The organism is Undibacterium sp. TC9W, from assembly GCF_049339865.1.
Taxonomy (GTDB): Bacteria; Pseudomonadota; Gammaproteobacteria; order Burkholderiales; family Burkholderiaceae_D; genus Undibacterium.
This window is the reverse complement of the sequence record NZ_JBMPPJ010000027.1, coordinates 16,305-42,929: the sequence shown is the minus strand read 5'-3', so window position 1 is coordinate 42,929 and position 26,625 is coordinate 16,305. Positions and strand designations below refer to the sequence as shown.

General features: G+C 50.7%; 28 protein-coding genes. 2 read left to right on the top strand and 26 right to left on the bottom strand.

Features of this window, described 5'->3' with window-relative positions; genetic code table 11:
- Positions 1-11: 11 nt before the first annotated feature.
- From ACO0LN_RS26190 to ACO0LN_RS26085, 22 genes are all read right to left on the bottom strand, one after another.
- The gene (locus tag ACO0LN_RS26190; protein WP_422979004.1) at positions 12-365 is read right to left on the bottom strand and encodes a phosphoribosyl-ATP diphosphatase; all 354 of its coding nucleotides are present in this window, start codon (positions 363-365) and stop codon (positions 12-14) included.
- Positions 362-763, bottom strand: a complete 402-nt coding sequence (hisI, locus tag ACO0LN_RS26185; protein ID WP_422979003.1) for a phosphoribosyl-AMP cyclohydrolase — start codon at positions 761-763, stop codon at positions 362-364. The genes ACO0LN_RS26190 and hisI overlap by 4 nt, the downstream gene beginning before the upstream one ends.
- Positions 760-1,524: an imidazole glycerol phosphate synthase subunit HisF gene (gene hisF / locus ACO0LN_RS26180; RefSeq protein WP_110256503.1), complete on the bottom strand. Its 765-nt coding sequence runs from the start codon at positions 1,522-1,524 to the stop codon at positions 760-762. Before hisF ends, hisI begins: the two co-directional genes overlap by 4 nt.
- A complete protein-coding gene (gene hisA / locus ACO0LN_RS26175; protein WP_422979001.1) occupies positions 1,521-2,312 on the bottom strand; it encodes a 1-(5-phosphoribosyl)-5-[(5-phosphoribosylamino)methylideneamino]imidazole-4-carboxamide isomerase in 792 nt (263 codons plus the stop codon). The genes hisF and hisA overlap by 4 nt, the downstream gene beginning before the upstream one ends.
- Before the next feature lie 120 nt (positions 2,313-2,432).
- Complete coding sequence (gene hisH / locus ACO0LN_RS26170) at positions 2,433-3,071, bottom strand: imidazole glycerol phosphate synthase subunit HisH (RefSeq protein ID WP_422978999.1); 639 nt, start codon at positions 3,069-3,071, stop codon at positions 2,433-2,435.
- Between the two features lie 67 nt (positions 3,072-3,138).
- Positions 3,139-3,741, bottom strand: coding sequence for an imidazoleglycerol-phosphate dehydratase HisB (gene hisB / locus ACO0LN_RS26165; protein ID WP_110256500.1), 603 nt, complete (start codon positions 3,739-3,741; stop codon positions 3,139-3,141).
- Positions 3,738-4,814: a histidinol-phosphate transaminase gene (gene hisC / locus ACO0LN_RS26160; protein WP_422978997.1), complete on the bottom strand. Its 1,077-nt coding sequence runs from the start codon at positions 4,812-4,814 to the stop codon at positions 3,738-3,740. The genes hisB and hisC overlap by 4 nt, the downstream gene beginning before the upstream one ends.
- Before the next feature lie 60 nt (positions 4,815-4,874).
- Positions 4,875-5,648, bottom strand: a complete 774-nt coding sequence (locus ACO0LN_RS26155; RefSeq protein ID WP_422978996.1) for a DNA-methyltransferase — start codon at positions 5,646-5,648, stop codon at positions 4,875-4,877.
- A gap of 37 nt (positions 5,649-5,685) precedes the next feature.
- Positions 5,686-7,002 (bottom strand): histidinol dehydrogenase, encoded by a 1,317-nt coding sequence (gene hisD / locus ACO0LN_RS26150; protein ID WP_422978994.1) that lies wholly within the window; start codon positions 7,000-7,002, stop codon positions 5,686-5,688.
- Between the two features lie 17 nt (positions 7,003-7,019).
- Positions 7,020-7,685, bottom strand: coding sequence for an ATP phosphoribosyltransferase (gene hisG, locus ACO0LN_RS26145; RefSeq protein WP_422978992.1), 666 nt, complete (start codon positions 7,683-7,685; stop codon positions 7,020-7,022).
- The gene (gene murA, locus ACO0LN_RS26140) at positions 7,685-8,935 is read right to left on the bottom strand and encodes a UDP-N-acetylglucosamine 1-carboxyvinyltransferase (protein ID WP_422950314.1); all 1,251 of its coding nucleotides are present in this window, start codon (positions 8,933-8,935) and stop codon (positions 7,685-7,687) included. Before murA ends, hisG begins: the two co-directional genes overlap by 1 nt.
- Positions 8,935-9,171: a BolA family protein gene (locus ACO0LN_RS26135; RefSeq protein ID WP_162043501.1), complete on the bottom strand. Its 237-nt coding sequence runs from the start codon at positions 9,169-9,171 to the stop codon at positions 8,935-8,937. The genes murA and ACO0LN_RS26135 overlap by 1 nt, the downstream gene beginning before the upstream one ends.
- An 81-nt stretch (positions 9,172-9,252) precedes the next feature.
- A complete protein-coding gene (locus ACO0LN_RS26130) occupies positions 9,253-10,008 on the bottom strand; it encodes an ABC transporter permease (protein ID WP_422979057.1) in 756 nt (251 codons plus the stop codon).
- 5 nt (positions 10,009-10,013) lie between these two features.
- Complete coding sequence (locus tag ACO0LN_RS26125; protein ID WP_422979055.1) at positions 10,014-10,934, bottom strand: ABC transporter ATP-binding protein; 921 nt, start codon at positions 10,932-10,934, stop codon at positions 10,014-10,016.
- A 193-nt stretch (positions 10,935-11,127) separates the two neighbouring features.
- Positions 11,128-11,403: an STAS domain-containing protein gene (locus tag ACO0LN_RS26120; RefSeq protein WP_422978990.1), complete on the bottom strand. Its 276-nt coding sequence runs from the start codon at positions 11,401-11,403 to the stop codon at positions 11,128-11,130.
- A 27-nt stretch (positions 11,404-11,430) separates the two neighbouring features.
- A complete protein-coding gene (locus ACO0LN_RS26115; RefSeq protein WP_422978988.1) occupies positions 11,431-12,084 on the bottom strand; it encodes an MlaC/ttg2D family ABC transporter substrate-binding protein in 654 nt (217 codons plus the stop codon).
- A gap of 135 nt (positions 12,085-12,219) precedes the next feature.
- Positions 12,220-12,996, bottom strand: coding sequence for an MlaA family lipoprotein (locus ACO0LN_RS26110; RefSeq protein ID WP_422978986.1), 777 nt, complete (start codon positions 12,994-12,996; stop codon positions 12,220-12,222).
- Positions 12,980-13,468, bottom strand: coding sequence for an outer membrane lipid asymmetry maintenance protein MlaD (mlaD, locus tag ACO0LN_RS26105; protein WP_422978984.1), 489 nt, complete (start codon positions 13,466-13,468; stop codon positions 12,980-12,982). The genes ACO0LN_RS26110 and mlaD overlap by 17 nt, the downstream gene beginning before the upstream one ends.
- 123 nt (positions 13,469-13,591) lie before the next feature.
- Positions 13,592-14,362, bottom strand: coding sequence for a lipid asymmetry maintenance ABC transporter permease subunit MlaE (mlaE, locus tag ACO0LN_RS26100; protein WP_422978982.1), 771 nt, complete (start codon positions 14,360-14,362; stop codon positions 13,592-13,594).
- Positions 14,359-15,162, bottom strand: coding sequence for an ABC transporter ATP-binding protein (locus ACO0LN_RS26095; RefSeq protein ID WP_422978980.1), 804 nt, complete (start codon positions 15,160-15,162; stop codon positions 14,359-14,361). Before ACO0LN_RS26095 ends, mlaE begins: the two co-directional genes overlap by 4 nt.
- A 377-nt stretch (positions 15,163-15,539) precedes the next feature.
- Positions 15,540-17,003 carry a glutamate synthase subunit beta gene (locus ACO0LN_RS26090; protein WP_422978978.1) on the bottom strand — a complete coding sequence of 488 codons (1,464 nt, stop codon included), beginning with the start codon at positions 17,001-17,003 and terminating at the stop codon, positions 15,540-15,542.
- A gap of 152 nt (positions 17,004-17,155) precedes the next feature.
- Positions 17,156-21,844 carry a glutamate synthase-related protein gene (locus ACO0LN_RS26085; protein WP_422978976.1) on the bottom strand — a complete coding sequence of 1,563 codons (4,689 nt, stop codon included), beginning with the start codon at positions 21,842-21,844 and terminating at the stop codon, positions 17,156-17,158.
- A 56-nt stretch (positions 21,845-21,900) separates the two neighbouring features.
- Between ACO0LN_RS26085 and ACO0LN_RS26080 the strand changes: the two genes are divergently transcribed.
- Positions 21,901-22,053 carry a hypothetical protein gene (locus ACO0LN_RS26080; protein WP_422978974.1) on the top strand — a complete coding sequence of 51 codons (153 nt, stop codon included), beginning with the start codon at positions 21,901-21,903 and terminating at the stop codon, positions 22,051-22,053.
- Positions 22,054-22,295: 242 nt separating this feature from the next.
- On the opposite strand, the gene ACO0LN_RS26075 is transcribed toward ACO0LN_RS26080, so the two are convergent.
- The 4 genes from ACO0LN_RS26075 to ACO0LN_RS26060 all read right to left on the bottom strand — a co-directional run bounded on the left by ACO0LN_RS26075 (position 22,296) and on the right by ACO0LN_RS26060 (position 25,916).
- Positions 22,296-22,994: a transposase gene (locus ACO0LN_RS26075; RefSeq protein ID WP_422978972.1), complete on the bottom strand. Its 699-nt coding sequence runs from the start codon at positions 22,992-22,994 to the stop codon at positions 22,296-22,298.
- A 266-nt stretch (positions 22,995-23,260) separates the two neighbouring features.
- The gene (locus ACO0LN_RS26070; protein WP_422950303.1) at positions 23,261-23,602 is read right to left on the bottom strand and encodes a hypothetical protein; all 342 of its coding nucleotides are present in this window, start codon (positions 23,600-23,602) and stop codon (positions 23,261-23,263) included.
- Positions 23,603-23,831: 229 nt separating this feature from the next.
- Positions 23,832-24,809 carry a phosphate/phosphite/phosphonate ABC transporter substrate-binding protein gene (gene phnD, locus ACO0LN_RS26065; protein WP_422978970.1) on the bottom strand — a complete coding sequence of 326 codons (978 nt, stop codon included), beginning with the start codon at positions 24,807-24,809 and terminating at the stop codon, positions 23,832-23,834.
- A gap of 579 nt (positions 24,810-25,388) precedes the next feature.
- On the bottom strand, positions 25,389-25,916 hold the full coding sequence (locus ACO0LN_RS26060; RefSeq protein WP_422979053.1) for a hypothetical protein: 528 nt from the start codon (positions 25,914-25,916) through the stop codon (positions 25,389-25,391).
- On the opposite strand from ACO0LN_RS26060, the gene ACO0LN_RS26055 reads away from it, so the two are divergent.
- A complete protein-coding gene (locus ACO0LN_RS26055; protein ID WP_422978968.1) occupies positions 25,881-26,621 on the top strand; it encodes a hypothetical protein in 741 nt (246 codons plus the stop codon). The genes ACO0LN_RS26060 and ACO0LN_RS26055 overlap by 36 nt on opposite strands.
- The last annotated feature ends 4 nt before the right edge of the window (positions 26,622-26,625 follow it).

Below are 26,625 nucleotides of genomic sequence, written 5' to 3'. Positions count from 1 at the left end.
AAATGATGGCCTCACGCATCCTTGCGTGCTGCCTTTTCTTCAATACCAGAAATACCTTCGCGCCTTGCCAGCTCGTCCAGCACCTGCTGAGGGCTAAGATCATACTGCGCCAACATGACAAGCGAATGAAACCACAGGTCGGCGCATTCATATAAAAGCTTGGTCGCATCACCTGACACCCGCGCATCCTTGGCAGCCATGACGGTTTCTGTTGCTTCTTCACCTATCTTTTTCAAGATGGCATCGTCACCCTTGGAAAACAGGCGGGCAACATAGGATTTATCCGGGTCACCGCCATTCACCAGTTTACGGCTTTCTATGATCTCTGCCAGCCGCTGCAAAGTCTGTATTTGTGTATTACTCATTTGTAGATGCTTTCCGGATCTTTCAAGACCGGGTCAACTGCCAGCCAGTCACCATCATTGAGACTGCCTTCAAACTTCTGGAAGAAGCAGGAATGGCGACCAGTGTGGCAGGCAATGCTGTCAATCTGTTCGATCTTCAGCAAGACCACGTCTTCGTCGCAATCAATGCGGATTTCTTTGACCTTCTGAATATGGCCCGACTCTTCGCCTTTGTGCCAGAGCTTCTTGCGCGAACGACTCCAGTAAACCGCCTCACCCAGCTCTACGGTTTTGGAGAGGGCATCGCGGTTCATCCAGGCAAACATCAGAATATCGTTGCTGCTGGCCTCTTGTGCGATGACAGGTACCAGGCCGTTTTCGTCCCATTTGACCTTGTTCAACCATTTTGCTGCGCTCATGACAACCTCATCGGTATATGTTGTGCAGCCATAAATTGTTTTGCTTCGCCTACTGTGTGCTGTCCGTAATGAAAGATACTGGCAGCCAGCACCGCATCGGCACCACCTACCTTGATGCCATCAGCCAGATCCTGCAAACCACCGACACCGCCTGAGGCGATGACAGGGATGGATACTGCATCCGACACCGCACGGGTCAAGCCCAGGTCAAAACCGGACCGGGTACCGTCCTTGTCCATACTGGTCAGCAGGATTTCCCCTGCCCCCAGTTTGGCCATATGCTGCGCCCACTCAACTGCATCCAGCCCTGTCGCATTGCGGCCACCGTGGGTGAATACTTCCCATTTGCCTGGCCCTACATTTTTGGCATCAATCGCTACGACTATGCATTGCGAACCATATTTATGCGCAGCATCGGCCACCAGTTGCGGATTGGTGACAGCAGAAGTATTGATACCTACCTTGTCCGCACCGGCATTGAGCAAACGGCGCACATCAGCCACCGTGCGTACACCGCCACCGACAGTGAGCGGAATGAACACTTGCGAAGCCACGGCTTCGATAATTGGCAAGATCAGGTCACGGCCATCGGAGGAGGCAGTGATATCAAGAAAAGTAATTTCATCTGCGCCCTGCCCGTCATAACGGCGGGCGATTTCTACTGGATCACCGGCATCGCGCAGTTCCTGGAAATTAATGCCCTTGACTACACGGCCAGCGGTCACATCCAGGCAAGGGATAATACGTTTGGCTAAGCTCATTCAGTTTCTTCTTCATCATCGAATTCACCGCTGAGTTCATCAGCACGGTCTTGTGCAGATGACAGGTCCAGGGTACCTTCGTAAATCGAACGGCCACAGATCACACCTTCTATGCCCTCGTCCTGTACAGCGCACAGGGCTTCGACGTCGGCCAGCACATGCACGCCGCCAGAGGCAATCACGGGGATGCTGACGGCCTGCGCCAGCTTGACGGTGGCTTCAATATTCACTCCACCCATCATACCGTCGCGGCCTATGTCGGTATAGACAATGGCTTCAACGCCATAGCCCTCAAATTTTTGGGCGAGGTCAATGACTTCATGGCCAGACAATTTGCTCCAGCCATCGGTCGCTACCTTGCCATCTTTGGCATCAATGCCAACGATGATCTGGCCAGGGAAAGCGCTGCAGGCATCTGCCAGAAAACCGGGGTTCTTGACTGCCGCCGTGCCTATGATGATGTAGGACAGGCCATCGTCAAGATAACGTTCTATGGTATCGAGATCACGGATACCGCCACCCAGTTGCACAGGGATTTCTTCGGTATCGGTTTCTTCTGCGTAATCGCGCACCGCCTGTATGATGGCTTTGACCGCCGCCTCGTTCTTGGGCTTGCCGGCAAACGCGCCGTTCAAATCCACCAGATGCAGACGACGTGCGCCCTGACGCAGCCAGTGGCGCGCCATTTCAGCCGGGTCTTCAGAAAATACGGTGGCCTGGTCCATGTCACCTTGTTTAAGGCGTACGCAGTGGCCATCTTTCAGGTCTATAGCAGGGATGAGCAGCATGATATGAGAAAAAGTAGGAACGTCAATGAGACAATAAAAAAAGACAATACCAGTTAAAAATCAGGGTAAACAATTTACATCAGACACTAATTAGACATTAGTCAGACACTGCAGAGCCACTTATGGTTTCCAGTGTACAAAATTCTTATACAGTTGCAAGCCAGCTGTGGCGCTCTTTTCAGGGTGGAACTGGGTAGCAAAGATATTGTCACGTGCTACTGCACAGGCAAACAGGCTGCCGTAATCCGTCAAGCCCACCGCATGTTGCACATTTGCTGGCTGGGCATAATAGCTGTGCACAAAATAAAAATAGGCGTCATCAGCAATGTCTTGCCACAGAGCATGTGACTGCGATTGCTGCACACGGTTCCAGCCCATTTGTGGCACTTTGTAACGCGAGCCATCTACTTGCAATTGCCCATCCAGCTCAAAGCGTACCACTTTACCGGGCAAGAGACCCAGGCCAGGCGTATTACCCTCTTCACTGACATCAAACAGCATTTGCTCACCCACGCAAACACCAAATAATGGTTTATTACGGGCAGCTTCCAGCAAGGCATCTTGCAAGCCGGATTCACGCAGGCAGCTCATGCAATCAGGCATGGCACCCTGACCTGGTAAAACGATACGGTCTGCGCTGCGAATATCGGCAACGTCACCCGAAATCAGCACATTCGCCTCTGAGGCAACGGCACGCAGGGCTTGCGCTACCGAGCGCAAATTACCCATGCCATAATCTACTACTACAATTTTATTCATAATGAATCACCAGCAAGCTGGTATCTCGTGTCTGCGATTTGTATCTGTATCGGTATTTGCATTACGATCAAAGGCTGCCTTTGGTCGAAGGTATGGTTCCTGCTGCACGCGCATCCAGCTCAGTTGCCATGCGAAGGGCGCGGCCAAAGGCCTTGAATACAGTTTCGCATTGATGGTGAGAATTGTCGCCACGCAAGTTGTCGATATGCAGGCTGACTAAAGCATGATTGACGAAACCCTGGAAAAACTCACGGGTCAGATCGACATCAAAATTGCCTATCATGGCGCGGGTAAAGGGAATATGGTATTCCAGGCCTGGGCGGCCAGAAAAATCGATGACCACGCGCGACAAGGCCTCATCCAGAGGCACATAGGCGTGACCATAACGGCGTATGCCTTTTTTATCACCAATTGCCTTGGCAAATGCCTGGCCCAGGGTAATACCAACGTCTTCTACCGTGTGATGGGCATCAATATGCAAGTCGCCGACGGCTTCTATGTCGAGATCAATCAGGCCATGACGGGCAATCTGATCCAGCATATGGTCCAGAAAAGGGACGCCGGTATTGAGTTTTTGCTGGCCTGTGCCATCAAGATTAATGGCAACACGGATTTGTGTTTCATTGGTATTGCGGGTAACCGCCGCAATGCGTTCTATGGGCTTATTCATTTTGATGATAAAGATGCTGCCAGGGCAGCAAGAAAAAGAGCATTCTCTTCACGGGTGCTGACTGTGATACGCAGACAGTGTCCCAGCAGATTATGCATTTTACCTACATTTTTGACTAAAATTTTTTGTTCGCGTAATTTCACAAAGACTTGTTCGGCATTCGCAACACGTATCAGCACAAAATTGGCAGCAGAAGGAAAGACTTGCACCTCTGGCAAGCTTGCCAGAGCAGCCATTAATTCAGTGCGTTGCTGGCGCAATTCTGCTGCCTGGGCATCCAGTACTTCTACTCTTGCCAAGACAAATTCTGCCGCTGCCTGTGTCAATACATTGATGTTGTAAGGCGGGCGCACTTTTTCAAATTCATGCATCAGGGCATTATTGCCCGCCATATAACCGAGACGTATACCTGCCAGACCCAGCTTGGAGACGGTACGCATGACGACCAGATTATCAAATTCTGCCAGGCGTGACATAAAGCTGGCCTGGGCAAAAGGTTGATAGGCTTCATCGACGATGACGATGCCATTTTCACCAACCGCCTGCAAAATGGCGACCATGTCGTCAGCATCGTAAAGCGTACCGGTGGGGTTATTCGGGTAAGCCAGATAAGTGATAGCGGGTTGATGCTCGGCTATGGCCGCCAGCATGGCAGCCTTGTTCAGCATGAAATCCGGGGTCAGATCCACACCCACAAATTCCAGCCCGGCAAACAGGGCGGACATGGCATACATGACAAAACCGGGCACAGGCGCGAGCACCTTGGCACCCGGTCTGGCACAGGCAATGGAGACCATGCTGATGAGTTCATCCGAGCCATTGCCCAGCACGATGTCATGTCCAGCAGGCACGCCCAGCTTATCGGCAATCAATTGCTTGAGGCTGGCATAGGCTGGTTGTGGATAACGATTCAGTGCCACGCCTGCCAGATGCTTGGCCAGTTCCTGCTGCATATCAGGCGGCAGCAGGTAAGGATTCTCCATTGCATCCAGCTTTACAAAACCGCTGGCGTCCGGCACGTGATAGGCGGACAGGCTGCCGATTTCAGGGCGTATCAGTTTGGTGATGCTCAATTCTTTGCTCCATGTTCAGGCTTGTACTTAAAAATCGCGCAAACTCCAGATCAACACAAATCAGGCAGAAAGTTCTTCCGTGTCGATCAAGGCCAGGCGATTTTCTATCATTGCGCAATAGTCGGGATTTAATTCAAATCCGACAAAAACACGCCCACAACGTTTGGCAGCTACGGCGGTGGTGCCGCTGCCCATGAAGGGATCGAGTACCACACCGCCGGGTGGGCAGGAAGCCTTGATCATACGCTCGATGATTTCGAGCGGTTTTTGGGTAGGATGCTCTTCGCGTTCGGCATGCTCTCTGTGCAGGCGCGAGACACTCCAGACATCCTTGGGATTGAATCCCAGTTCCAGCCACTTCGCACCCTCAAAAATCTTGCGGCTGCGGGCTTTCTTGGTGGCTGCATCATACGGGATGCGTATTGCATCCAGGTCAAAATAATAATCTTTGGCTTTGACAAAAAAACCTATCGTGTCATGCACCGATGAATACTTCCGTACGGTACCACCCATAGAGGGCACGCGCCTGTCCCAGATGATTTCATTCATCATGCTCATGCGCTGCTTGAGCATGACAAAGACTTCTGGTGAATAACGCCAGGTCAGGAAGATATACAGGCTGCCATTCGCCTTCAGCTTGGGCAGCGCCAGGTCTATCCACTGCGCCATCCATTCCAGGTAGGCAGCCGACTCCATCTTGTCTGATTCATTGCCATAATCCTTGCCCAAGCCATAGGGTGGGTCAGCCAGCAATAAGTCTATGCTGGCATCAGGCAGACGCGCCAGACCTTGCAGCGCATCTTCACAAAAAACCTGGTTACGCCATTCGGCCATCATATGCGGGTATTCATAGCAGCCAGCAGTTTCGCTTTCATGACTTGAACCGCAATTCTGCACTGCGCGCGTGGGCTTGCAAGCCTTCGCCATACGCCAGTTCGGCGGCTACCTTGCCCAGGGTTTGCGCACCCTGCTCACTGACGAAAATCATTGATGACCGCTTTTGGAAGTCATACACGCCCAGCGGTGAAGAGAAACGTGCTGTGCGTGAAGTCGGCAAGACATGGTTGGGGCCAGCGCAATAATCACCCAGGGATTCAGATGAATAGCGACCGAGGAACATGGCACCAGCATGACGTATCTTGTCTGCCCATTGCTGAGGATTTTCTGCAGAAATTTCCAGATGTTCAGCCGCGATGCTATTCGCGATTTCACAGGCTTCATCCATATCTCGCACCTTGATCAGCGCACCGCGATTGGCCAGTGAAGTGCGTATCACTTCATGTCTGGGCATGTCAGGCAACAGCTTGATGATGCTGGCTTGGACGGCTTCTATATAGGCTTCATCCGGGCACAATAAAATGGATTGCGCCAATTCGTCATGTTCAGCCTGTGAGAACAAATCCATGGCAACCCAGTCAGGGTCTGTCGTACCATCGCACAACACCAGAATTTCGGATGGGCCGGCGATCATGTCTATGCCGACCACACCAAATACACGACGCTTGGCAGCAGCCACATAGGCATTGCCGGGACCTACGATTTTATCAACTGGTGGTATCGTTGCCGTACCATAAGCCAGCGCACCGACCGCCTGGGCACCACCGATAGTGAAGACACGGTCAACACCAGCAATGGCGGCAGCGGCCAAGACCAGGGGATTTTTTACGCCGTCTGGTGTAGGCACGACCATGATGATTTCTTTGACGCCTGCCACCTTGGCTGGTATCGCATTCATCAATACGGATGAAGGATAAGCGGCTTTGCCGCCAGGTACATAAATACCAACGCGGTCCAGTGGCGTGACTTTTTGGCCGAGTACGGTGCCATCTGCATCGGTATAGCTAAAGCCAGCCGAACCACATTCGGTCTTTTGCACTTCATGATAGGCGCGTACGCGTGCTGCTGCCGTTTCCAGCGCAGTGCGGCGCTCAATATTCAATGACGCCAGTGCGGCCTGCATTTCTTTCTGCGTCAACTCCAGCGCGGCAACGCTGCTGGCATTCAAGCGATCAAAACGATTGGTCGCTTCCAGCACGGCAGTGTCGCCACTGGCTTTTACACTGGCCAGTATCTGCGCGGCGGCGCGGTCTATCGCTTCATCTTCACTGGCTTCAAAAGCCAGCAGTGAACTCAGTTTCCTGGAAAAATCTGCCTCTGTCGTATCAAGCCGGGTAATCAGGGATGCCATGCTGTTCTCTTGGTCAATTATGCATTTGCCTTGGAGGCACGATCAAATGCTTCCAGTATGGGTTGCAGGCGTTCACGTTTCAATTTCAATGCAGCCTGGTTAACCACCAGACGTGAAGAAATTTCCATGATGTGTTCAACCTCAACCAGGTTATTCGCACGCAGTGTGCTGCCGGTACTGACCAGATCAACAATCGCATCTGACAAACCAACCAGTGGTGCCAGTTCCATCGAGCCATACAGCTTGATCAGATCAACGTGCACACCCTTGGCGGCAAAATGCTGGCGCGCAGTTTCTGTATATTTGGTCGCAACGCGCAGGCGTGCGCCCTGGCGCACGGCGTTTTCATAATCAAAACCCACAGACACTGCAACTGACATGCGGCATTTTGCAATATTCAGATCGATAGGCTGGTACAGACCAGCACCACCATGCTCATGCAAGACATCCTTACCTGCCACACCAAAATCAGCCGCGCCATATTGCACATAGGTGGGCACGTCAGATGCACGCACGATAATCACGCGCACATCAGGGTCATTGGTCGCAAGTATCAACTTGCGCGATTTTTCTGGATCTTCGGTCACGCGTATGCCTGCTGCTTCCAGCAAGGGCAGGGTTTCTTCAAATATGCGGCCTTTGGATAAGGCCAGTGTCAATTGCGAGGTTGTAGGAGCAGACATTATTTGACTCGCTGTATCTGTGCACCGACTGCGGAGAGTTTGACTTCCATGCGGTCATAGCCGCGGTCCAGATGGTAGATACGGTCTATCAGGGTTTCACCTTCAGCCACCATGGCGGCGATCACCAGCGAGGCAGAGGCGCGCAAGTCCGTTGCCATGACAGGTGCGCCTATGAGTTTATCAACACCATTGACGATGGCAGTGTGGCCATCAATTTCTATTTTTGCACCGAGGCGATTCATTTCCTGCACATGCATGAAACGGTTTTCGAATATCGTTTCTGTGACGCGGCTGGTGCCTTGCGCGATACAGTTCAATGCCATGAATTGTGCCTGCATATCCGTCGGGAAGCCTGGATATTCAGTAGTACGGAAACCCACAGCCTTGGGACGGCTGCTCATTTGCGCACGTATCCAGTCAGGGCCAGTCGTCAGTATTACACCAGCGTCACGTAATTTATCAAGCGCGACATCAAGGATGTCGCTACGTGTGTTTTTCAAAGTGATGTCACCACCGGTAGCAGCTACTGCGCACAGGAAGGTTGCGGTTTCTATGCGGTCTGCGATGACGGTATGAGTCGCGCCGTGCAGGCTCTCTACACCCTGTATCACCAGGCGGTCTGTGCCTATGCCTTCTATCTTCGCACCCATGGCCACCAGCAGGTTCGCCAGGTCAGTAACTTCGGGCTCACGCGCAGCATTTTCGAGCACGGTTTCACCTTCGGCCAACGTCGCTGCCATCAACAGGTTTTCTGTGCCGGTCACGGTAATCATGTCGGTGACGATGCGTGTGCCTTTGAGTTTCTTGGCCTTGGCATGGATGTAACCGGCTTCAATATTGATCTCGGCACCCATGGCTTGCAAGCCCTTGATGTGCTGATCCACAGGGCGCGAACCTATCGCACAACCGCCTGGCAAAGATACTTTCGCTTCACCAAAACGTGCCAGCAAGGGACCGAGCACAAGTATCGATGCACGCATGGTTTTCACCAGGTCATACGGCGCTTCGAGCTTGTCTATGGCTGCGCCATTGAGTACGGTCACACCGTTTTCCTGAGTGACTTGCAGGCCCATTTGACGCAGCAATTTGAGCATGGTGCTGACATCTTGCAGCGACGGCACATTGTGCAATTCGACGTTACCGGAAGTCAGCAAGCCTGCACACAGGATAGGCAGTGCGGCATTTTTTGCGCCAGAGATAGTGATGTCACCATTCAGGCGATTGCCGCCTGTGATCAATAATTTATCCATTATGCAGCGTACTCTTCAGGCGTCAGGGTTTTCATGGAAAGGGCATGTATTTCTTCACGCATGCGGTCACCGAGAACGGCATAGACGATCTGGTGACGCTGTATCGGACGCTTGCCAGCAAAGGCAGCAGAAACGATCACGGCATTAAAGTGCTGGCCGTCGCCTTCGACTTCCAGGTGTGTACATTCCAGACCGGCTGCAATGTAATTTTTAATTTGTTCGGGCGTAGGAAACACGGCTAACTCTCTTGATCAAAATGGTGAAGCAATTGTTGTACTGCGTATTGTTTTTAAGTTGATGCTTATTCAGTGTCTTACTCAGTGTCGTAACTTATATCCACGTTTCAACATCTGAATGGCTATCGTCGCCAGTAATAATGAGAACACGATAACGATCATCAGGCTATGCAGGGGATCAACGTCGGACTTGCCGAAGAAACCAAAACGGAAGCCATCTATCATGTAGAAAAACGGATTGAAACGCGAAATACTTTGCCAGATGCCGGGCAGGGAATGGATGGAATAAAACACACCTGACAGGAAAGTCGCAGGCATGATCAAAAAGTTTTGAAAAGCGGCGAGTTGGTCAAATTTCTCTGCCCAGATACCGGCAATCAAACCCATAGTGCCGAGCATCGCAGCACCGAGGAAAGCAAAAATTGCTATCCACCATGGTGCAACAAAATGCAGGTCAGCAAACCAGGCCGTGACGATGAAGACACCAGCGCCTACAGCAACGCCGCGCAAAATCGCTGCCAATACATAGGCACTGAAAATTTCCCAGTGTGACAGCGGTGGCAACAGGATAAACACCAGATTACCGGTGATCTTGGACTGTATCAGTGAAGAAGAAGAATTCGCAAACGCATTTTGCAGGACACTCATCATGACCAGGCCAGGCACCAGGAAGGCCGTGTATTTGACGCCAGGATAAACCTGCACATGCTCTTCCAGCACATGGCCGAAAATCAGCAAGTACAGAATGGCTGTCATGATGGGCGCAGTGATGGTTTGCGTTGCCACTTTCCAGAAGCGCAAAACTTCTTTGTAGAACAGGGTATTAAAACCGGTCAAGCTACTCATTTGCTGCCCTCCATGATTTGCAGGAAGACATCTTCCAGATCAGCTTGCAATAAATGCATATCTTCGATAACACAACCATCAGCACGGAAAGCGGCCAGCATGCCTTCGACCTGATTGTAGTCAGTCACGCGCAAGGCAAACTGGCGTGGGTCTGCCTGGATTTCATGACTGATGACTTTATCGCGCAAGCTGGCAGGCAAAGTCACCACGCCACTCGCCGCCAGGGTGATACGCAATTGTGAACCCGAGATGCGCTTGATCAGATTTGCCGTGCTATCCAGCGCCACGACCTTACCGAGCTTCAGCATGGCGATGCGGTTACACAAAGCTTGCGCTTCTTCGAGGTAATGCGTGGTCAGGACGACAGTATGGCCTTCGCGGTTCAAGCGGGCGATGAATTGCCACAGAGTCTGCCGCAATTCCACATCGACACCAGCCGTTGGCTCATCCAGCACAATGACAGGTGGTTTGTGTACCAGCGCTTGCGCGACCAGTACCCGGCGCTTCATGCCGCCAGACAGGGCGCGCATATTGACGTCAGCCTTATTGGTCAGATCGAGGTTTTCCATGACCTCGTCTATCCATTTGTCATTGTTCTTCAGGCCGAAATAGCCAGACTGCATGCGTAGGGTTTCACGTACGGTGAAGAAAGGATCGAATACCAGCTCTTGCGGCACCACGCCCAGCTTCTTGCGGGCATTGCGGTAATCCGTGACCACGTCATGGCCTTGCACGGTGATGTTACCGGCGTCAGCACGGTTCAGGCCTGCCAGTATGGAAATCAAAGTAGTCTTGCCAGCACCATTTGGCCCCAGCAAACCGAAAAATTCACCCTCTTCTATTGTGAGTGAGACACCACCCAGTGCTTGTAGCGACTGGTAGCGTTTTTGTATGTTGCTAATTTGTATGGCTGCCATCTGGCGTGTTTGCACTAAGTGCTCATCAGGGAATTAAGAACCGGAAAACCCGGTTTCTTGTCACTAGTTCACTATTACAGTCCACTAGAGTGACGAAACCTTTGATTATAGGGGATTTTCGGGATTTGATCTGAATTGGCATGCCGGTATTGTCACCATGCATGCCACACAGAAATAGAAACTCAGAATGCGATCAATGTCGCTCTGGTGTATGAAGCTGGAATTGCTCGTTGAGACCGTATAGTGCCAATAAACTCAACAAGCTGGCAGAATAACCACTGAACTGCAGTTGCACACCTTTCTGGATAGCCTGACGTTGCCAGGCTATCATGACCGCCACAGCACTGGAGTCAATTTTAGTCAGTGCCGACAAATCAAATTCTGACTGGCCAGCAGCTATGGCAGACAAGCCTGCAGCAGCAACTGCATTGGCGTTATCATGGCTAAGCTCACCTGTTACTGTATACACAATACGTTCCCGGACTTATTTTACATTTTATTTTGCTGCGCTCTTTGCTGCACTGGAGGCAGCCAGTTTTTTGTTCTTTTCAGCCAAAGTCTGGATCAAACCATCAATGCCGGATTTGCTGATTTCAGCAGAGAAACTGCCTTTATAGGTTTCCACCAGCCAGGCACCGAGTACATTGATATCAAAAATCTTCCAGCCAGCTGGCAATTTTTCCAGGCGATAGTTCAAGACAATTGGTTCACCGCGTGACTGTATAACCTGGGTACGTACCTCAACTTCTGTATCAGCTGCATCAGCACGCATAGGCTTGAATTCAACACGCTGGTCCTTGACCTGAGAAATCGCGCCAGAGTAAGTGAATACCAGCAAAGTGCGGAATTCATTGGTCAGTTGTTTTTGCTGAGCTGGCGTCGCGTCTTTCCAGCTTTTACCTGCAGCCAGCGAAGTCATGCGGGGAAAGTCTATGTATGGCAGGATTTTACTTTCCACCATGTCATACACTTTCTTTTGATTCCCGGCCTGGATATCCTTGTCATTTTTTGCCGTGTCCAGGATTTCCTGGCTCAGGCGTTTGACCAGGGCATCAGGTCCTTCCTGTGCTTGTGCTGCGCCGCTGGCCAGGCCAGTGATGAGTAAGCTGGCAAATACCAGATTAAAAAATTTCGTCAGAGTTCGTTTCATTTTATTGTTCCTGTTCCTGATTTTGCGGTAAATACCGCACATGAGCAGTTAACTTGTCAGCAGCCTCAGCGGTTGACCAAGCTCACCACACCTTCACCAATTCTTACATTTGCAGACAATGATTTTTAGATAAAATCAATCTCCATCATCTGGATTAACCTGTCCCGCGCGACGCTGCAAATAGGCATCACGGAAGAAGACATATTTATCAAGCGCAGCTTCTTCCAGCAGGCTACCGGCATCCAGTACCGATGCACGCTTATCGACCAGACGTACTACCGAACCGATGTTCTTGATATACATGGGCCGTTTGTAATACCACAGGTCACCGCGCATATCGACAGGCGTCGCCAGCGCATCCCGCACCGTTGATGGCCCCAATACAGGCAAGACCAGATAAGGGCCGGACTTCACACCCCAGCGCCCCAGAGTCTGCCCAAAATCTTCATTATGCTTGGGCATGCCAGCCGCTGAACCTATGTCGATCAGACCACCTATACCTATGGTGGTGTTCACGGCAAAACGCATTACGTCGGTGACACCATCATTGACACGTCCTTGCAGCAAATTGTTCACTGCATTCCAGACATCGCCAATATTACTGAAAAAATTGCCTATACCAGTCTGTACAAAACTTGGCGTAGCAGCACGGTAAGCCTGCGCCACCGGTTTAACGACTGCCGTATCGACGGTGTCGTTAAAGCTGAACATGGCACGGTTGAAACCTTCCAGCGGATCACGCGGGTTCTTACCTATATTGGTCTTGGTGCTCAATACATCAAGGGTTTGGTCAGCCTTATCCTTGATTTTTTCTACCGAAACTGTGCTGCAACCAGTCAGCAACACACTGGCCATCAACAGCAACATGGCTAACATCCTGCTGCTTGCAGGAAACTTATTTGTTCTTGTCATTTTTCTCTTCCGTATTACCGTCTGCTGCTTTGCTGAACAGGAACTGACTGATCAGGCTTTCGAGCACGATGGCATCTTGGGTAAATGTAATCCTGTCACCTGCAGCCAACAATGTTTCATCACTGCCTGCGGTCAAACCTATATATTGCTCACCAAGCAAACCCGCGGTCAGGATCTTGATGGACGAATTTTTTGGGAATTTGTAACGCTTTTCCAATTCCATGACGACAGTTGCCTGATAAGTTTTATCGTCAAACTTGATTTCGCTGATGCGGCCCACTACCACGCCTGCACTTTTCACTGCGGCCCTGGGCTTGAGCCCGCCGATATTGTCAAAGCGCCCGGTAACAGTATACGTCTGCTCAAAGGACAGAGAGCTTAAATTGCCCGCCTTGAGTGCCAGAAACAACAGCGCAGCCGCACCCAGCAAGACGAACAGGCCTACCCAGAAGTCGAGAGATTTTTTTTGCATTTTTCTTTTCCACCTATTTCTTGCGATTTCTTACAGTTTTGCCAAGCACACAGCCGATTTGCAGGCCAGGCAAATAATTCATTTTGCTCTACCCGCACAGTGAAATATGCGGATCAGGGCGGGCTACTGGAACATCAATGCCGTCAACAGGAAATCCAGCCACAACACCAGCAATGAAGATATAACCACAGTCCTGGTCGTGGCACGCGCTACACCCTCGGGCGTAGGCTGCGCTTCATAGCCCTGGAATAATGCTACAAAGCTTACTGCAAAACCAAAGACGATGCTTTTGACGACACCGTTACCTATATCCTGGAATACTGCAACGCCTGCCTGCATTTGCGACCAGAACGCGCCATTATCGACACCGATCAGTTTCACGCCAACAATATATCCACCGATAATGCCCATGGCATTGAAGATGGAAGTCAATATCGGCAAGGCGATGATGCCAGCCAGAAAACGCGGTGCCAGCACCCTTTGTATAGGGTTGACTGCCATCATTTCCATTGCAGCCAGTTGTTCACCGGCTTTCATCAAGCCAATCTCTGCTGTCAACGAGGTGCCGGCGCGGCCAGCAAACAGCAATGCCGTTACCACCGGGCCCAGTTCACGCACCAGCGACAGAGCCACCAACAGACCCAGCGCCTCTTCCGATCCATAGCGGTTCAGGGTGTAATAACCCTGATAGGCCAGCACAAAACCGACAAACAATCCCGACACGGCGATAATCAACATCGAATAATTGCCGATGAAATGAATCTGGTCCGTGACCAGACGCGGCCTACGCCACAAACCGCCGCAATTCATCAATATCGAGAAAAAGCTGCGGGCAGCATAGCCCACATCAGCCATGGTCGATCTGACAAAACCGCCGATTTTTTCTACGATCATGTGCGCTTCTCCAAACCCAGGTCCGCCTGCAGTGATGCGCCGGGATAATGGAAAGGCACGGGTCCATCTGCCTCTGCATGCACAAACTGTTTTACGTAAGGGTCTTGTGACACCCGCATTTCTTCTGGTGTACCTTGCGCGACGATCTTGCCCTTGGACAGGAAATACACGTAGTCAGCAATCGCAAAGGTTTCGTGCACATCGTGCGACACCAGGATGGAAGTAGACCCCAAAGCGTCGTTCAAGTTCCGTATCAGATTGGCAGCAACACCCATGGAAATAGGATCAAGCCCGGCAAAGGGCTCGTCATACATGATTAACTCAGGGTCCAGCGCTACTGCACGGGCCAGCGCTACTCGCCTGGCCATGCCGCCAGATATTTCAGCAGGCATCAAACTGGCGGCATTTCGCAGACCAACTGCCTGCAATTTCAGCAAGACCAGGTCACGTATCATGGTTTCACTGAGACTGGTATGTTCGCGCATGGGGAAAGCGACGTTATCAAAGACATTCAGGTCTGTGAACAAGGCACCATGCTGGAACAGCATGCCCATTTTGCGGCGGATTGCATACAAACCCTGGGTATCGAGTTCGCTGACTTCCTGACCATTGACCTTGATACTGCCACGCTGCGCGCGGATTTGTCCGCCTATCAGACGCAAGATTGTCGTCTTGCCTGAGCCTGACCCACCCATGACGGCAATCAGTTTACCGCGTGGGAAATCCATACGGAGTTCAGACAGGATAGTCCGGTCTCCATACCCAAACTGGATATCGCGAATTTCTACAAGATTTGGCACAGCAATGGGGGAGATAGTTTATAAAAACTAGATTGTAATGCAGAAAGGCAAAGAGGGTTGTACAGACAACTATATTAAAAAAACAACTAATTGATGAATATTCAGAATATTGCGTCTATTTCACGCAAAACGCGATAAATACATATTTTTCCGAATTTAATTCGAAAGACGGGGGCGAAAATAAATTTTTTTAATGAACGTAAAGTCAGTTATTTGCAAATATCTGTCCAAAACTGACCTGCCGGAGCGCAATGTCTGCAATTTTACCCACAAAGACAAGCCGCCCTGCACTGCGACAAATACCTTTCAATAATTAGAGCCCATTTCATCAGTAAAGATGAAATGGGCTCTGGTCCTGCTGGATTCAATGAGGCAAATCAGCGCGGTAATACAGAATCACCCATGAGGAAGGCATCTACTTCACGAGCACACTGGCGCCCTTCACGTATTGCCCACACCACCAGCGACTGCCCACGGCGCATATCACCTGCTGCATACACCTTCTCAACATTGGTTTTATAGCAACCTGCACCATCTGTGGTTGCCCTGGCATTGCCGCGTGCATCTTTATCAACGCCAAAAGCATCCAGCACTTGTTGTACTGGCGAGACAAAGCCCATGGCCAGCAAGACAAGATCAGCTTTCATTTCAAATTCTGAATCTGGCACTTCCTGCATCTTGCCGTCTTTCCATTCCACACGGCAGGCAATCAGTTTTTCTACTTTGCCAGCCTTGCCTTCGAGGCGCTTGGTCGCCACTGCCCAATCACGGTCACAACCTTCTTCATGCGAAGAAGAGGTGCGCAGTTTGGTTGGCCAGTAAGGCCAGACCATGGGTTTGTTTTCTTGCTCAGGCGGTTGCGGCATCAGTTCAAACTGGGCGACTGATTTGGCGCCGTGACGGTTGGATGTGCCTACGCAATCGGAGCCGGTATCGCCACCACCGATGACAACGACATGCTTTCCACTGGCCATGATCTGGTCCTTGACCTTGTCACCGGCATTGACCTTGTTTTGCAGGGGCAAAAAGTCCATGGCGAAATGCACGCCTTTGAGTTCACGGCCAGGCACAGGCAAGTCGCGCGGGGTTTCTGCGCCACCGGCAATGATGACGGCATCAAAGTCTTTTTGCAGTTGCTCAGGCGAGATGGTTTCCTTGGCCCAGTTGGTTACGGTTGCCGGGAAATCCTTGCCGACGAATACGCTGGTGCGGAAAGTCACACCCTCTGCCACCATCTGATCAACACGGCGGTCTATATGGGATTTTTCCATCTTGAAGTCAGGAATGCCATAACGCAGCAAGCCACCAACACGGTCATTTTTTTCAAACACAGTCACATCATGGCCAACACGTGCCAGTTGCTGTGCCGCTGCCAGGCCCGCAGGCCCAGAGCCAACCACGGCAATTTTTTTACCAGTCTTGATGGATGGAACTTGCGGTACGACCCAGCCGTTTTCCCAGCCTTTGTCGATGATGAAATGTTCTATCGACTTGATACCAACCGCATCGCTATTGATACCAAGAGTACAGGCAGACTCACAAGGCGCAGGACAAATGCGGCCTGTGAATTCCGGGAAGTTATTCGTTGAATGCAGGGTATCAAGCGCCAGTTTGTAATTGCCGTTGAACACCAGATCATTCCAGTCAGGGATGATGTTGTTCACAGGGCAGCCGTTATTACAGAAAGGAATCCCGCAGTCCATGCAGCGTGCAGCCTGCACCTTGGCCTGGCCATCATCCAGATGCACCAGAAATTCCTTGTAATGTTTTTTGCGTGACTGTGGTGCTTCGCTTGCTTCTTGCAAGCGCTGGTATTCCATGAAGCCGGTAACTTTACCCATTTTCTAACCTCAATTTTGTTGCGGGCATCTGCCCTGTCTTAATCTGAAATAAGCTGAAATAAGCTGAAATAAGCTGAATAAGCTGAATAAGCTAAATAGTCTGAAGAACGCAGGAGAGCGCGACCGCAGACTGCTGCGGCACGCTCACACAACTATGCCGGGACTTTTTCCTTTTTCGCTGCGAGCTGTTTTGCCGCATACATTTCACCCAAAGCACGCTTGTATTCGGTAGGGAATACCTTGACGAACTTGGCACGGCTGCGGGCCCAGTCATCCAGCAAATTGCGGGCGCGGGTACTGCCTGTGTGTTTGAAATGACGCTCTATCAGATTGCGCAAGATGGCTTCGTCAGTCTCGCCGTCACCGCCACGCAGGCGGCTATGCCAGATAGATTTGTCCAGGGTTGCCACCTGTACGTCACCAGCCAATACCGGCTCCAGTGTCACCATGGACATATTGCACCTGGCTTCAAATTCGCCTTCAGGGTCATACACATAAGCGATACCGCCCGACATACCGGCAGCAAAGTTACGGCCTGTATTGCCCAACACGATGACAGTACCGCCTGTCATGTATTCGCAGCCATGATCACCAGTGCCTTCAACCACCGTCACTGCGCCAGAATTACGTACTGCGAAACGTTCGCCGGCAACACCATTGATAAAGGCTTCACCAGAGATGGCACCGTACAGTACCGTGTTACCGCAGATGATGTTATCCACTGCCCAGCCACGGAATTCTGTATTTGGGCGGATAATGATGCGGCCACCGGACAAACCTTTGCCGACATAATCATTGCCTTCACCGACAAGATCCAGCGTCACGCCATGCGCCAGGAAAGCACCGGCAGACTGGCCAGCTGTACCTTGCAACTGGATGTGGATAGTGTCATCCGGCAAACCGGCATGACCATATTTTTTCGCCACTTCGCCAGACAACATCGTGCCTACCGTGCGGTTCAGGTTTTTGATCGGTGAGATGAAGGATACTTTTTCACCAGTCTCCAAAGCGATTTTTGCCTGTGCGATCAGTTTATTGTCGAGCGCTTTTTCCAGGCCATGATCTTGTACATCAACATGGCGTATTGCTGCACCTTCAGCCAGTTCTGGCTGATAGAAGATGCGGCTGAAATCCAGGCCCTTGGCTTTCCAGTGCGATACCGCTCTGGATTTATCCAGCAAATCAACACGGCCTATCAAATCGTCATAAGTGCGTATGCCCAGCTGTGCCATGATCTGACGCAATTCTTCCGCAACGAAGAAGAAGTAATTGACGACATATTCTGGCTTGCCGGAGAACTTGGCACGCAAGACCGGATCTTGTGTTGCCACGCCTACCGGACAAGTGTTCAGATGGCATTTGCGCATCATGATGCAGCCTTCAACAACCAGTGGTGCTGTCGCAAAACCGATTTCATCGGCACCCAGCATGGCGGCAATCGCGACGTCACGGCCAGTCTTCATCTGACCATCAGCCTGCACTCGTACGCGACCACGCAAACCATTCAAGACCAGGGTTTGCTGGGTTTCAGACAAGCCCAGTTCCCACGGTGTACCTGCATGCTTGATGGAAGACAAAGGTGAGGCACCAGTACCACCGTCATGACCAGCGATAACAACGTGGTCAGCCTTGGCTTTCGACACACCGGCAGCAACAGTACCAACACCCACTTCAGACACCAGCTTGACCGAGATCGATGCTTTTGGATTGGCGTTTTTCAAGTCATGGATCAACTGCGCCAGATCTTCAATCGAATAAATATCATGATGCGGTGGCGGAGAAATCAAGCCCACGCCAGGCACAGAGAAACGCAACTTGGCGATGTATTCAGAGACTTTATGCCCTGGCAACTGGCCGCCCTCACCCGGCTTGGCACCTTGCGCCATCTTGATTTGTATCTGATCGGCAGAACTCAGGTACTCAGCGGTGACACCAAAGCGGCCCGATGCAACTTGCTTGATTTTCGAGCGCAACGAATCACCATCCTGCAAAGGAATATCGACTTCAATTTGGTCTTTACCGATGACAGAAGCCAGTGTCGCACCCTGTTTGATAGGGATGCCTTTCAGCTCTTGCTGGTAACGTGCGGGATCTTCACCTCCTTCACCGGTATTTGATTTGCCACCTATACGGTTCATGGCTACAGCCAGCGTTGCATGTGCTTCTGTACTGATGGAACCCAGGGACATCGCGCCAGTCGCGAAACGCTTGACGATTTCCTTGGCAGGTTCGACCTGGTCCAGAGATATTGCCTTGGCTGGATCAATTTTGAATTCAAACAAACCACGCAAAGTCATATGACGCTTGCTTTGATCGTTAATGATCTGTGCGTATTCTTTATAAGAATTGTAGTTATTCGCACGGGTGGAATGCTGCAACTTGGCAATCGCATCCGGTGTCCACATATGGTCTTCACCACGTACACGGAAGGCATATTCACCACCAGCATCCAGGGAGTTTTCCAGTACCGGATCGGCACCAAAAGCAGCTTTATGCAAACGCAGGGCTTCCTCAGCAACTTCAAATACGCCTATACCTTCTACATTCGATGCCGTGCCCTTGAAGTATTTATCAACCAGGGATTTGTTGAGGCCGACAGCTTCAAAAATCTGCGCACCGCAATAAGACATATAGGTAGAGATACCCATCTTGGACATGACTTTCATCAAGCCCTTGCCGACTGCCTTGGTATAGTTATAGACCGCTTTTTCTGCCGACAATTCACCCGACAAATCCTTGGCCATGTCGGCCAGTGTCTGCATCGCCAGATAAGGATGAACTGCTTCAGCGCCATAACCTGCCAGCAAGGCAAAGTGATGGGTTTCGCGGGCAGAGCCAGTCTCGACTACCAGACCAGTGGTGGTGCGCAAACCCTTGCTGACCAGATGTTGATGCACGGTAGAAGTTGCCAGCAAGGCCGGGATGGCAACATAGTGCGCATCCATCTTGCGGTCAGTGATGATCATGATGTTGTGACCAGACTTGACCGCATCAACGACTTCAGCACAGATCGATGCCAGTCGTGCCTCGATACCATCCTTACCCCAGGCGATGGGATAGCAGATGTCCAGTTCATAAGACTTGAACTTGCCGCCGGTATTGGCGCTGATATTACGTAGTTTGGCGATGTCAGCAAAATCCAGTATCGGTTGCGCGACTTCCAGACGCATCGGTGGGTTGATGTTATTGGTGTCCAGCAAATTTGGTTTTGGACCGATGAAGGATACCAGCGACATCACCATCGCTTCGCGGATAGGGTCGATAGGTGGATTAGTCACCTGCGCAAACAATTGCTTGAAGTAGTTATACAGAGGCTTGAGCTTGTTCGACATGACTGCCAGCGAAGAATCATTGCCCATGGAGCCGATGGCTTCTTCACCTGCCAGCGCCATTGGTGCCATCAGGAACTTGAGGTCTTCCTGGGTATAACCAAAGGCTTGCTGACGGTCCAGCAAAGTGGCGGAGTATTCTGTCTTGTCTTCTGCAGCCTTCAACTCATTGAGCTTGATACGGACGGATTTAATCCATTGCTTGTAAGGCTTGGCATTGGCGTAGGTATCCTTGATTTCCTTGTCATCGATGATGCGGCCGGCTTCCAGGTCGATGAGGAACATCTTGCCTGGTTGCAGACGCCATTTCTTGATGATCTTGGATTCTGGAATAGGCAAGACGCCGGATTCAGATGCCATGACGACCAAGTCATCGTCGGTGACGATATAGCGTGCCGGACGCAGGCCATTACGGTCCAGTGTGCCGCCGATCTGGCGGCCATCGGTAAAGGCCATTGCGGCTGGGCCGTCCCATGGTTCCATCATCGCTGCATGGTATTCATAGAAGGCGCGGCGGTTTTCATCCATCATGGTGTGGTTTTCCCAGGCTTCAGGGATCATCATCATCATGGCTTGCGCGATGGGGTATCCAGCCATGACCAGCAATTCCAGCGCATTGTCGAAGCTTGCAGTATCAGACTGGCCTTCAAATATCAATGGATACAGCTTTTGCAGATCGTCGCCGAGTACCGCAGATTTCATGACACCTTCACGCGCGCGCATCCAGTTGAAATTGCCTTTGACGGTATTGATTTCACCGTTATGCGCAATCATGCGGTAAGGGTGAGCCAGCGGCCATTCGGGGAAGGTATTGGTCGAGAAGCGCTGATGCACCAGGGCCAGCGCGGAAACACAACGCTCATCCTGCAAGTCTTTATAGTAGATACCAACCTGATCAGCCAGCAGCAAGCCTTTATAGACGATGGTACGGGCAGACATGGATGGCACAAAGTACTCTTTGCCATGCAAAAGATGCAGGGCTTCAATCGCATGCACAGCCGATTTGCGGATTACATACAGTTTGCGTTCCAGTGCATCTGTCACCATGATGTCAGGGCCGCGGCCGATGAAAATCTGGCGTATGACCGGTTCTTTTTCACGCACAGTAGGCGACATAGGCATGTCGCGATCCACCGGCACATCGCGCCAGCCCAGTACGACCTGGCCTTCTGCGCGCACGGCTCGTTCTATCTCTTGTTCGCAAGCCAGGCGGGACGCATGTTCCTTCGGTAAGAAGATCATGCCTACGCCATATTCACCCGGTGGCGGCAGGTTGATGCCCTGCTTGGCCATTTCTTCACGGTAGTACTGGTCAGGAATCTGGATCAGGATACCGGCACCGTCACCCATCAGGGCATCGGCACCAACCGCGCCCCTGTGGTCAAGATTTTTCAAAATCAACAAACCCTGATCGACGATGGCATGCGTCTTCTTGCCTTTAATATGGGCAACAAAACCTACGCCACAGGCGTCATGTTCATTGGATGGGTCGTATAAACCTTGAGCGTGCATAGTGGATCTCCGGAGGACAATTTCAATATCAGGACTTACGTGAAACAGCTGTCGGCATGAACAGCTCTTTTAGCTATTCAGCAATTTTGCTGGCTACGGATGGCAGCTTGATGACTTTATTAAGTTTGAAGGGTGATCAAACCGTGCTGGCCGTGCTTCCGGGTAAGGGCATGGCGCTACGCTGGACAAATGTGCCATGCACTCGTTGATTGTGAATGCGCTGGCACGACAGTTTGGCGTAAATCCTGTCAGGACAAGACAGAGAATAGTGCACTGCAAAATATTGCGCAACTGATTTAATTAGGGTCAGTGTCAATTTAAAATAATCATATTCTCGTGAATATTTAAATAGGGACATAGTAAATGAAGTGATGTTTGTTGAGTTTCCAGCGCTCATTAAGGATTTTTGGCATGGAAGCAGCCTGCAGGCCCGCTCATGTAAAAGAAAAAATCAGACGCTTTCCTGCGCCTTGCGGGGACGACCACGCTTGACTGGCTCTACACGCCTCTCAGTCAGCTTGCTCATTTCTATCTTGAATCTGGCCGAGCCCAGCATCCAGGCCTTGCTGGTAGCCTGGGTGATTTCGCTGATTTGTGTGTTAGACAAACCCAGCTCCAGACTTTGCTTGTAGGCAGCCTCGCGCTGGAAAGGCGTATTGCCCAATGCCCAGTAACAACTGTGATCGGTGATCAGGGGGTCAATATGCAGGCCTACATGGTGCCGGTAACTGGACCAGGTGTAATCGAGCAAATCCTGCACCAGACCGGCACGCAGAGGATTGCTTTCCATATAAATACTGCAAGGGATGAAGTAGTTGGTTGACTCAATGACAGTTGCACGGTAACGGCCCTGCCATAAAGTGCCTGTGCGCTGGTATTTACGGTTGAAATAAGGGACATAGTGGCGCCCCAGCCATTGCATCATCTTGCCCAGGCCTGGTTCATCACCAGGTGTCAGCAGCAGATGCAGGTGATCTGGCATCAGTACATAAGCATGGATGGCAACGTCAAACAGCTTGGCAGCTTGCCTGAGCCAGTTCAGAAAGCTGCTGTAATCCTCGGCATCCTGGAAAATCACGGCACCCGCATTGCCACGCTGGATAACATGATGTTGCTGATGCGGGATAACGAGTCGGGCTAATCTGGCCATGGGTATGCGGGCAATCCAAAAGAGTCTGGATTGTGCTTGGCATCAGTCTGTCTTGTCAAAACTTATCTGCCTGCACATGCACGACAGCGCAGCAACGCTTGTTAACTGACAGCGAGCTGGTATTGACTGAATCGGCATTTTCATTCGCCATAAGCATCGCCACCATGCCCGCCTTGCGGGAGCATGGATCAGCAATGGACTTTTAAGGGAGCTTTTGCCGCCGCCAGCTTTCCGGTCTGGCCGGAATCCTGGCGATCACACAGCACTCAGGCCGCGATGAGTTCTTGAACCGGGCTTTTCAAGCGGAAAGCTTTGAGTGCACGGGATGCGTCCGGCACTGCGACGATTTCTGGAGTACCAGTCATCAATTCAGAAATACGGCTCTTCAGGGCTTTTGCCTGTGTTGCCAGATTGAAATGCGCAGGACGTTGAGTCTGCACGATACTCCAACGCGCTACAGGCGCATGGCCACTACCATCGAGCAAGGATTTTTCACGCAGCCAGTTCTCGAAAGAACGGGTGGTCATGTTGCTTTCTATCCAGATCAGATGATCGGCGGTGATTTTCTTGCTGTTGTCCGAAGGGCGAACCAGTATTTCGTAAATCATTTTCTGACTCCTTAAAGGGAAACTTTGCTTAAAGGAAGGTGTCAGCAAAGATTCTTTAGTCCAAAAACGCACCGGTTCGCGATTCAGTTGACACGATAGGTTACAAAAGTCAGAAATTTTTTTGTGAATTTAATAAAAATACAATAAATTGGGCAAAATTTGAGCAAAAATGCCCTATTTATTGCATTTATTTCAGCTTTTGTTACAAATCAGCTGGAACTTTTCAGGCTTATTTGATGCGCGAGGCTTCAAGAACGAAGCTCAGCTTGCCAAAACGTGCACTAACTTCATCAAATTTCTTTTGTTTTTGCGCATCCGTGAGGCTGGGGTTATTCAAATTGTCGCGCAAAAGGCTAAACAATGTTAAATCTGCGATAGGCTTCAACTGCGCATCGGTAGAACGCTGGAAACCGGACAAATTCAAAATGTCTTTTAACACAGCCTGCGCCTGTTTTTGCTTGCCATAATTGACAAAGAAATCTTCCACACGGGTTTTTAGGGCAGGTGACATGTCCTTGCGGTACAAAATCGGGTCATTTGGTATCAAAGGCGAAGTCCAGATGACACGGACCTTGTTGAGTTGATCTGGTGCTTCTTTCTTCAATCTGTCCATCTCTTCACTATTAAAGGTGGCGACATCGGCTTCGCCACGCAAAATAGAAGAAAAATTCGTCTGGTGATTGCCCACGATGACTTTCTTGAACAATCTTGCCGGATCTATCTTGTTCTTGGAAAACAGGTAATAAGCTGGAACCAGATAGCCAGATGTCGATTTTTTATCGCCATCAGCAAATATATACACACCAGGTTTGGCGGAAACCTGGTCAAAGCTGGTCAATGCACTTTTGCTGGAAGCAATCAACACCGAGTTATAACCGCGTGAACCATCGCTTTTGACCATTTGCGCAAAGACAGTGGCCTTGCCATCTTCCACCGCATCCAGCGCAACCTTGCTGCTTAGCCAGGCGATTTGTATCTTGTTTTCTTTCAAACCAGCAACGATGTCGCTGTAATTCGAAGAAATGGCGGCAGTCACTTCAGTGCCTGTGCTTTTTGCCAGGTCATCCAGCAAAGGTTGCCAGCGCTTGCGGGTATCTTCTATGCTGGTAGTGGCGATCAGGCCTACAGTGATTTTTTCTGCAGCGTGGGCAAGAGACATGAACATACCGCTGAGCAGCAGTACCAGGGTGACAATTTTTTTAAACATAAAACCTCAATAGAAAATGCAAATACCCAAAGCACGGGAGTGCCTGTGACCGGTCAAACATGTATGCGGTAGCAAACAAACAAGTGACGTCAGCGACGTACTATGGGACAGGAATGGGGGATGGTGATTGGATGCACGCTGATTAATTTTTGTGCATCAATTGCCTGCTATTATAGCATTAGATGAATTTGAGCAATCAATTCCCCTAAAGCAAGAAATGTTTTAGAGTTAATTCACCAGACGCTTGGCTATGTAATTCGCGTATTACGCCATGCTGTGCCGTGCGTTTTACTTAGAACTCATTTCATAAATAGGATGAGTGCGAACAAGACGATTTGGGATGCAGTGCAAGGCGCAAGGTGTGTACCCTGTGCAGCTAAGGCTCATGCCTTAGCAAAGGGCGCAACGCTGCAATGCGCCCAAATCGTCAGTTCCCGAAGGGTTTGCCTCATAACGCGCGCTGGACTGCGTTGAACTCGTTGTCAATAGGAGAAGCTATTGACTGCCTCGTCCGTCTTGCCAGCCCAAGTTATGAGGCAAACGCATCTCACCCTATTTATGAAATGAGTTCTAATGTCTTTAGCCTGGCAGCACCTGCTTGCTTTTCGGTAGCGGTGTCACAGAAAAACGAAAACTGGTCACAGACTTAAACACTTGCCCTGGATTAAGCACAGTCGAAGAGAAATTTGCGTGATTCGGGCTGTCGGGCAAGTGCTGAGTTTCAAAGGCAAAGCCGTCATGACGCTGATAGGCTGAGGCTTCGCTGCCGTCAAAGCCATTACCACTATTGAACTGTACTGAGGGTTCTGTGGTGTAGATATCCATTTGCCGTCCAGATACATTTTCAGAGATGTGCCCAACGGCCCGCAGGGACTGATCCCAGTTGGCAAACAGCAGGCTGTGATCATAAGCAGGTGGCTGCCCCAGCAAGGCATCCCCTTGTTCAAGGTGGCGAGTGATGGCAGTGGGTTTTCGCAAATCCAGCACACTGCCATCCACCGGTAAAATACGCCCCGTGGGTATGCGTTTATTGTCGGTTTCGGTGTAACGGTCGGCATGGATTTGAAACAGGTGAGTACTCAAACCTCTGCTACCTGCACCTGCCAGGTTGAAGTAGGCGTGATTAGTCAGGTTGATGACCGTCGCTTTATTTCAGGCAAGGGTATCATCCTTGATACCTCTACCAACAACGTACTGCAAAACCTGACAGTGCATGATGTCGATGACGAGGGCATACACTTTCGTGCCTTGAGCACTGACAATGTATTGAAGAACAGCCACATCTATAACACCGGCAAGAAACAGGCCGGCTATGGTGAAGGCGTGTATATAGGCTCAGCCAATTCCAACTGGTGCACCTACACTTCATGCAACCAGGACAAGAGCGACCGCAACAAGGTACTGGCCAACAGCATAGGCCCGAACGTCAATGCCGAGGGCATAGATATCAAGGAAGCCTCATCTGATGGTCTGATACAGGGCAATACCTTTGACGGCAGCGGCATCAGTGGTGAAAATTATGCCGACAGTGTGATTGATGTTAAAGGCAATAATTACGCCATCACTGGCAATACCGTCAATAACCATCCCACTTCCAGCGACAAGAACCTGCTGGACGGCTTTCAAGTGCACCAGGCTTATACTGACTGGGGCAAGAACAATAAATTCAGCAGCAACCGTTTTAACCTCAATACCAAGGGTTATGGCATCAATGTACAGTCGGGCCTGACGGGCAATATCGTCTGTGACAATAACTCGGTAACGAATACAACAGGCGGTGTCGCCAATGTCGCACTGAGCCATTGCCAGTAATGAA

Excerpts from the sequence above, each read along its gene's own strand:
- ACO0LN_RS26155 (WP_422978996.1), bottom strand. The coding sequence starts at position 5,648 with ATGGCCGAATGGCGTAACCAGGTTTTTTGTGAAGATGCGCTGCAAGGT.
- hisA (WP_422979001.1), bottom strand. The coding sequence starts at position 2,312 with ATGCTGCTCATCCCTGCTATAGACCTGAAAGATGGCCACTGCGTACGC.
- ACO0LN_RS26115 (WP_422978988.1), bottom strand. The coding sequence starts at position 12,084 with ATGAAACGAACTCTGACGAAATTTTTTAATCTGGTATTTGCCAGCTTA.
- ACO0LN_RS26190 (WP_422979004.1), bottom strand. The coding sequence starts at position 365 with ATGAGTAATACACAAATACAGACTTTGCAGCGGCTGGCAGAGATCATA.
- hisB (WP_110256500.1), bottom strand. The coding sequence starts at position 3,741 with ATGAATAAGCCCATAGAACGCATTGCGGCGGTTACCCGCAATACCAAT.
- hisI (WP_422979003.1), bottom strand. The coding sequence starts at position 763 with ATGAGCGCAGCAAAATGGTTGAACAAGGTCAAATGGGACGAAAACGGC.
- phnD (WP_422978970.1), bottom strand. The coding sequence starts at position 24,809 with ATGTTTAAAAAAATTGTCACCCTGGTACTGCTGCTCAGCGGTATGTTC.
- hisG (WP_422978992.1), bottom strand. The coding sequence starts at position 7,685 with ATGTCTGCTCCTACAACCTCGCAATTGACACTGGCCTTATCCAAAGGC.
- ACO0LN_RS26110 (WP_422978986.1), bottom strand. The coding sequence starts at position 12,996 with ATGACAAGAACAAATAAGTTTCCTGCAAGCAGCAGGATGTTAGCCATG.
- ACO0LN_RS26090 (WP_422978978.1), bottom strand. The coding sequence starts at position 17,003 with ATGGGTAAAGTTACCGGCTTCATGGAATACCAGCGCTTGCAAGAAGCA.
- hisF (WP_110256503.1), bottom strand. The coding sequence starts at position 1,524 with ATGAGCTTAGCCAAACGTATTATCCCTTGCCTGGATGTGACCGCTGGC.
- ACO0LN_RS26085 (WP_422978976.1), bottom strand. The coding sequence starts at position 21,844 with ATGCACGCTCAAGGTTTATACGACCCATCCAATGAACATGACGCCTGT.
- hisH (WP_422978999.1), bottom strand. The coding sequence starts at position 3,071 with ATGAATAAAATTGTAGTAGTAGATTATGGCATGGGTAATTTGCGCTCG.
- ACO0LN_RS26070 (WP_422950303.1), bottom strand. The coding sequence starts at position 23,602 with ATGATTTACGAAATACTGGTTCGCCCTTCGGACAACAGCAAGAAAATC.
- mlaE (WP_422978982.1), bottom strand. The coding sequence starts at position 14,362 with ATGATCGTAGAAAAAATCGGCGGTTTTGTCAGATCGACCATGGCTGAT.
- murA (WP_422950314.1), bottom strand. The coding sequence starts at position 8,935 with ATGGATAAATTATTGATCACAGGCGGCAATCGCCTGAATGGTGACATC.
- mlaD (WP_422978984.1), bottom strand. The coding sequence starts at position 13,468 with ATGCAAAAAAAATCTCTCGACTTCTGGGTAGGCCTGTTCGTCTTGCTG.
- hisD (WP_422978994.1), bottom strand. The coding sequence starts at position 7,002 with ATGGCATCCCTGATTACCCGGCTTGATACGACAGAGGCAGATTTTTCC.
- ACO0LN_RS26125 (WP_422979055.1), bottom strand. The coding sequence starts at position 10,934 with ATGGCAGCCATACAAATTAGCAACATACAAAAACGCTACCAGTCGCTA.
- ACO0LN_RS26080 (WP_422978974.1), top strand. The coding sequence starts at position 21,901 with ATGAACAGCTCTTTTAGCTATTCAGCAATTTTGCTGGCTACGGATGGC.
- ACO0LN_RS26075 (WP_422978972.1), bottom strand. The coding sequence starts at position 22,994 with ATGGCCAGATTAGCCCGACTCGTTATCCCGCATCAGCAACATCATGTT.